General features: G+C 31.4%; 11 protein-coding genes. All 11 read left to right on the forward strand.

Annotation, left to right across the window (positions count from 1 at the left end; genetic code table 11):
* Positions 1–73 precede the first annotated feature (73 nt).
* The 11 genes from HCCG_RS10680 (at position 74) to HCCG_RS10730 (ending at position 5,702) form a co-directional block, all read left to right on the forward strand.
* Complete coding sequence (locus HCCG_RS10680) at positions 74–1,480, forward strand: hypothetical protein (RefSeq protein WP_002957562.1); 1,407 nt, start codon at positions 74–76, stop codon at positions 1,478–1,480.
* A 28-nt stretch (positions 1,481–1,508) separates the two neighbouring features.
* The gene (locus tag HCCG_RS10685; protein WP_110550534.1) at positions 1,509–2,036 is read left to right on the forward strand and encodes an N-acetylmuramoyl-L-alanine amidase; all 528 of its coding nucleotides are present in this window, start codon (positions 1,509–1,511) and stop codon (positions 2,034–2,036) included.
* On the forward strand, positions 2,023–2,457 hold the full coding sequence (locus HCCG_RS10690) for a hypothetical protein (RefSeq protein WP_015453657.1): 435 nt from the start codon (positions 2,023–2,025) through the stop codon (positions 2,455–2,457). Before HCCG_RS10685 ends, HCCG_RS10690 begins: the two co-directional genes overlap by 14 nt.
* Positions 2,454–2,873, forward strand: coding sequence for a hypothetical protein (locus HCCG_RS10695; protein WP_002957565.1), 420 nt, complete (start codon positions 2,454–2,456; stop codon positions 2,871–2,873). The genes HCCG_RS10690 and HCCG_RS10695 overlap by 4 nt, the downstream gene beginning before the upstream one ends.
* On the forward strand, positions 2,860–3,372 hold the full coding sequence (locus HCCG_RS10700) for a hypothetical protein (protein ID WP_015453658.1): 513 nt from the start codon (positions 2,860–2,862) through the stop codon (positions 3,370–3,372). Before HCCG_RS10695 ends, HCCG_RS10700 begins: the two co-directional genes overlap by 14 nt.
* A gap of 188 nt (positions 3,373–3,560) precedes the next feature.
* Positions 3,561–3,950: a hypothetical protein gene (locus HCCG_RS10705; RefSeq protein ID WP_015453659.1), complete on the forward strand. Its 390-nt coding sequence runs from the start codon at positions 3,561–3,563 to the stop codon at positions 3,948–3,950.
* A gap of 9 nt (positions 3,951–3,959) precedes the next feature.
* Positions 3,960–4,652 carry a hypothetical protein gene (locus tag HCCG_RS10710; RefSeq protein ID WP_002957568.1) on the forward strand — a complete coding sequence of 231 codons (693 nt, stop codon included), beginning with the start codon at positions 3,960–3,962 and terminating at the stop codon, positions 4,650–4,652.
* On the forward strand, positions 4,652–5,029 hold the full coding sequence (locus tag HCCG_RS10715; protein WP_015453660.1) for a hypothetical protein: 378 nt from the start codon (positions 4,652–4,654) through the stop codon (positions 5,027–5,029). The genes HCCG_RS10710 and HCCG_RS10715 overlap by 1 nt, the downstream gene beginning before the upstream one ends.
* A complete protein-coding gene (locus HCCG_RS10720; protein ID WP_002957570.1) occupies positions 5,030–5,221 on the forward strand; it encodes a hypothetical protein in 192 nt (63 codons plus the stop codon).
* Positions 5,222–5,247: 26 nt separating this feature from the next.
* Positions 5,248–5,451, forward strand: a complete 204-nt coding sequence (locus HCCG_RS10725; protein ID WP_015453661.1) for a hypothetical protein — start codon at positions 5,248–5,250, stop codon at positions 5,449–5,451.
* Positions 5,452–5,453: 2 nt separating this feature from the next.
* Positions 5,454–5,702 (forward strand): hypothetical protein, encoded by a 249-nt coding sequence (locus HCCG_RS10730; protein ID WP_015453662.1) that lies wholly within the window; start codon positions 5,454–5,456, stop codon positions 5,700–5,702.
* The last annotated feature ends 88 nt before the right edge of the window (positions 5,703–5,790 follow it).

The following is a 5,790-nucleotide window of genomic DNA, read 5'->3' on the forward strand; positions in this document are numbered from 1 at the left end:
GAAGAAAAGGAATAAATCAAACCTCTTCTGACCTACTCTTTAATGACCCAAAAATAGCATAAAAGAATAAGTAATGAGCAATACAATCAAATTTCAATGCCATATCAAAATATCTGGCAAAAAGTTAAATGAGCTTACAGGAAAAACACTCACTCTTATGGGAAACTCCAAAACCATAGATGAAAATGGAGAGGTTGTCTTTGATTGTGAGTTACAAGAGAGAGACAAACATAAATCTTTTCCTATTACCCTTGAAGGTGAAGAATATAGTATTGTAGGAACAGGACAATGCAATGCCATAGCCCATAGAACTAAAGACAACACATTTTGCCTTATACTTAATAAAGATGATGAGGCAAGTATTAAACATATTAGAATATATAAAGAACAAGACAAACCCAATTCAAATGAAAAAGAACAAATAGACATCTACACCACACAGGTAGAAAAAAGAGAGGATACAACTACACAACAAACTAGCGCAGATGATACAAATACTTCCCAAACTCCATTACAAGAAAATCAAAACCTCATTGCATTAGAAACCCATCTCACAAGTGGGAAAGCGTTAAAAAAAGATATTCAATGGGCTTATTATGTGAAATATAAAAACGAACCTTTATGGGAAAAAAGCAAAATAAAGAAAGAAAATCTAGAACCTCTTACTTTCACATCAAAAGCCAAACACAATACACAAGTAAGCTTTGATATAAATGCAAAGTTTCAATACACTATAAAAGAAGATGAGACACAAAAGGAAGTAGAAGATTATCTTAAAGAAAAGCAACAGCTAGTTCTCTTTGCATACAAGAATAATCCAGCTTATGAAACAAGCAATGGACAAACACATACTATACTTACTATTAATGCACTACCAATAATAGAAATAACTTATAATACTCTTACTCTTTTGCATAAAAATACTCAGCAATCTTTTCAAATAAACAATAGCATAATGTCTCATCTTATAAAAGATTTTAAAGAAGACAAACAATATGAGTTAGGTTATAACAAGACAGAAGATTATATAACACTCAAATCAGAGAGCAATAAGCTTTATAAAATGTATAAAGATACTTCAAACAATATAGCACAAAGCTCACTAGGAAATACACAAGAAAGTAATCCAACACAAAATAATCAAAATCCAAACAATACTCAAACATCAAACACACAACAAACTAATACAGATTCTCTCTTTCTTAAAGCGAGTAAAGACTTTGAAGAACTACAAACTCTACTTGAACTTAGAAAACAACAAAACTATCAAAGTATGCAAGTGTGGGTAGAGGTGGGGAAACCTTATTATATTGATGATGAGGGATATTTGCATTGGGAAGCGAATGGAGAAGATAAAATAAAAAGAGCAAAGGAAATATGGCAAAAAGTAAAACACGCTGACCAAACAAAACAATTAGCAACAGCACTTGAAAAAGGTAACTTAACAAAACAACAAATCAAAGCTATTTGTTTTACATAGAACAGATACTGATACTTCACTTCAAGCTATTAATGGATTTTTAAGGGGAGTAGGAACACATTTTTTGATTGATACAGATGGCACAATTTATCAATGTGCAAGTTTGTATAAATACACACAGCATATAGGAAAAATAGGCTCTAAATGCTACGATAATGATACCTGTGATGAAAGTTATACAAAAAAGATTTTAGGTTATTATCAAGGCAAAATACCAAAACAAATCCACGATAATGTAAGAAAAGAGGAGGAAAAGAATTTCGCATATCCAAATCGCTATCCCATTAATAATGAATCTATTGGCATAGAAGTGGTGGGAAAGGCTACAGACTTAAGAAAATTACCTATTGACAATAAATATCCACAAATTACTTTTTATGCTGCTACTTGGGATACTTCCGAGCAAACCGACCAAACCCAAAAAGATTCTATAAAGAATTTAGTAGAAATTTTGAAAACTGAGTATAATCTTACTGAAAATGATATTTACGAACACGATGATATTTCGCCTCAAAAGACTAGAGGGGAGGCAAAGGATTTGTATGAAAAAGAGTAGTGTAATTATTTTACTTATGTATAGTCTTTTTGCTAATGAAAATTATACAATACCATTGCCACCCTATGCAGAAGAATTTAAAAAAGAAACATTAGAAGTGTTAGCAATAGATATGGAAATAAATTGGGAAAATAGTGGTATAAGTGATGAGAAGGCATTGGAACATTGCAAAAATACGCAATCTTTACCAAAAGATTTAAAGCAAATGGAACAATATTTGAAACAACATATCATCGTATGGAATTTACATTATTATAGTGGTGATGGGTGTGTATATCGTGGTAAAGTGAAATTTGTTGGGAAAATATGGGATTTTGTCAGCGTTGGCGGCAAAACTAGACTCTCACACAGAAATGAGGATATATATTTGGTATGCGAATCTGCGAGATGTCGCCCACGAGCTTGGAGTGATGAAGAATGAAATCATTTTTGTCAATATTTTGCATTGGCAAGATTTGCTTATGCAGAGCAGGTTTATACGCCAAAAATAAAAATTGGATAGATACAGATGACTACTTTGTAAATAATCCTGATAGCATTACCACAGATGGTAAATTTGCTTTGCTTAGTGCAGTGTGGTTTTGGAATCACACAGGGTGTTATAAGATTGCAGATAAACAAACTAGCAATAATGCCAATGAAATAGTCAAGCAAATAACCAAAAAAGTCAATGGTGGCTATAATGGTTTAGATGAAAGACAAAAAGCCTTTAAAAGAATACGCTTTGGCACATACAATATAACTCAAGCACAGCTAAGGAGTGCAACAACAGACTTGACAAAATTGATTGAAAGCAATGAGAATCTTAAGAAAGGAATATTTAGTGATTTTAAATAATAGATTCAGGCATTTTGTATATATGTGTCTCATTACAACTTATGTCTTCTGTCAAGAATCTCCCAGTGCCTCTTATGATTTGTCTGTGCCACTTGATGAAAAAAGTGAATTATACAAAATAGGACATAAAATCGTATATGAATGGCGTTGTGATGAAAAAGGACAATGCAATCAGCCAAGTTTTAAGTGTGATAATGAATCTAGGCTTAATGATATAGAATTAGAGATATGCTCTAAAGCCGATGAATGGTTTAGAGGCTTTACCTCTATAATTTTATACGATAATTTCTTTACTAGCTATTATCATCTCATAATGCAACATACGCCAAAAGATAAAAAACAAGAGATAAAAAGGATAGCAAAAGAAGCAATGAAACAAAGGGATAGCATAGATATACAACAATGTGTAGATAATGCACTAAATGGTACGGATACTCTTCTTTGTATAGATTCTCAAATTGTTGAAATATATTATCAAGGATTATATGATATAACCTAATATCTTTGAGCAAATGATAAGAACCTTTTTGCAAAAATTTTTAAAAATCCCAAGACGTATCAAATACTTTTAACGCAAGATAATATAGAGGTTGGGGATATGTGGGATTATAGGTTTTTTGGCACTTTTTATCAAGACAACCTAATCGACAAAACAGGCAGATTAATTGTAAAGGTGGATTCTAAGTGATGAGACAAGGCGATGGTTATAGATTCAGAGGTAGAGGAATCAAACAATTAACCCATAGATACAATTATGCAGATTTCCAATCCTACTATAACAAGCATTATCCAAACGATACCAAAGACTTCCTAAACAATGAGGAACATAGAAAAGCATTGCTTGATAATGGCAAGATAGCTTTGCTTAGTGCGGTATGGTTTTGGAATCACACAGGGTGTTATAAGATTGCAGATAAACAAACTAGCAATAATGCCAATGAAATAGTCAAGCAAATAACCAAAAAAGTCAATGGTGGCTATAATGGTTTAGATGAAAGACAAAAAGCCTTTAAAAGAATACGCTTTGGAAGTAGCAATACTGCCAATATAAGCAATGGAATCTTTAGGGATTTTTAAGGAGGCACTATGAGAAATATTATCCTTGTGTCAATACTGATGACATATATATGCAGTGGTGCTGACTTTTCTAGGTATTGCGATAATGTAGATAATGAATGCGTAAGACCAAGCTTTGATTGCAATATGGCAACTAACAGGGTGGAATCATTTATGTGTGAGCAAGAATATAATGCCTATTCTGATAATTTCTTTATGAGTTATTATACTCTGATAATGCAAAATATAAAGGATAGTGATAAGCCAAAAGCTCAAGCAATAATACAACAAACTATGGATAACAGAAATAAAATAGGGCTAGTGATACAATCCATTGATAAATATATTAGTGAGATTGAGAAACAGGCTGATAATGGCGATGAGGAAGCAAATAATATATTAAATGTTTATGGCAGGGGCTTGGAAGACCCATATTTGGGGATATTGTATGACATAGAACAAGTATATATGCAAGGAACACTAGAATTAACGCAATATTTATTAGATAATAATAATGAACTATTTATGCGAATTTTTATAAATAAAAAGAAATATAACGACCTCTTTAATCGTGAGCAAGATGAATTGCTCACAGAAAGAGAAAAAGAAAGAAATGGAACATTAATAGATGGGGAAAAATTTATAATCCTACTTACTGCCCTCTACCAAGACAACCTAATCGACAAAACAGGCAGATTAATTGTAAAGGTGGATTCTAAGTGATGAGACAAGGTGATGGCTATAAATATCGTGGTAAAGGATTGATACATTTGACATTTAAAGAACATTATGAGAGAGCAAGTATTTATGCCAAAAAGCAAGGCTGGATAGATACAGATAATTACTTTGTAAATAATCCTGATAGCATTACCACAGATGGTAAATTTGCTTTGCTTAGTGCAGTATATTTTTGGAATAGTAAGGAATTATACAAAATTGCAGACACGCAAAATGAAAATAATACGAATGAAATAGTGAAACAAATAACTAAAAAAGTTAATGGTGGTGAAAATGCTTTATCTGATAGGCAGCAAGTATTTCATAAAATACAATCTAGTAAGATTTTTGAAGAATTTTTAGACAAAAGGAAAATAATTTGAATGAAAAAAGCTATTTTAACTTTATTATTGTTTATTAGCATATGTATGGGGCAAACTTTAGAAGATGCTTTTGCTAAAATTGCCCAAAAAACAAAATACAGGCAGCTAGTTATGCACTCGTGTATCAATATAATAATGAACCATCACCAAGCTTTTCTTGTGATAAAGATACCAACACAGCAGAAACTTTAATCTGTTTTGGTAGATGGAAATACAATATGTTTTTAGATAATTTCTACACAAGTTACTATCATAACATAATGCAAGGTATTCCCAATGATAAAAAATCAAAAGTTAAAAAAATAGCAAAAGAAATGATAAATAAAAGAAATAAAGAAGTTGAGCAAAGAGACAAAGAAATAACAAGGAAAAATAAAGAAAAATATACTTACGAAGAATGGGTAAAAAAAGAAGTGTTTTAAATTTGGCTTGGCAAGAAGAGATAGGGAGTATCATATCAAAACACTATGAAGAATCTATCATGCAATTAACTCATTTTGTCTTACGCCATCAAGCAAATATTTTCGCAAAGATATTTCACAAACACACTGAAGAATATAAAATAATACTGCAAAACAAAGAAGCAGATTATTATTTAATTCTCGGTGCATTATATTTTAATAACTTAATCGATAAAACAGGCAAACTCATAATAAAAGAAAATTCCCAATGAGTATTTCTCCTCTCCCTTTCACACAAAAAGCTAAACATAATAAAATAAAAGAGTTTAACACACAAGAATATCCTACAAATACTCTAAC

It is taken from the genome of Helicobacter cinaedi CCUG 18818 = ATCC BAA-847, from assembly GCF_000155475.1.
Lineage (GTDB): Bacteria > Campylobacterota > Campylobacteria > Campylobacterales > Helicobacteraceae > Helicobacter_C > Helicobacter_C cinaedi.

What these genes read in the sequence shown, in the direction of transcription:
- HCCG_RS10680 (WP_002957562.1), top strand. Translation starts at nt 74, where the DNA reads ATGAGCAATACAATCAAATTTCAATGCCATATCAAAATATCTGGCAAA.
- HCCG_RS10690 (WP_015453657.1), top strand. Translation starts at nt 2,023, where the DNA reads ATGAAAAAGAGTAGTGTAATTATTTTACTTATGTATAGTCTTTTTGCT.
- HCCG_RS10695 (WP_002957565.1), top strand. Translation starts at nt 2,454, where the DNA reads ATGAAATCATTTTTGTCAATATTTTGCATTGGCAAGATTTGCTTATGC.
- HCCG_RS10705 (WP_015453659.1), top strand. Translation starts at nt 3,561, where the DNA reads ATGAGACAAGGCGATGGTTATAGATTCAGAGGTAGAGGAATCAAACAA.
- HCCG_RS10710 (WP_002957568.1), top strand. Translation starts at nt 3,960, where the DNA reads ATGAGAAATATTATCCTTGTGTCAATACTGATGACATATATATGCAGT.
- HCCG_RS10715 (WP_015453660.1), top strand. Translation starts at nt 4,652, where the DNA reads ATGAGACAAGGTGATGGCTATAAATATCGTGGTAAAGGATTGATACAT.
- HCCG_RS10720 (WP_002957570.1), top strand. Translation starts at nt 5,030, where the DNA reads ATGAAAAAAGCTATTTTAACTTTATTATTGTTTATTAGCATATGTATG.
- HCCG_RS10725 (WP_015453661.1), top strand. Translation starts at nt 5,248, where the DNA reads ATGTTTTTAGATAATTTCTACACAAGTTACTATCATAACATAATGCAA.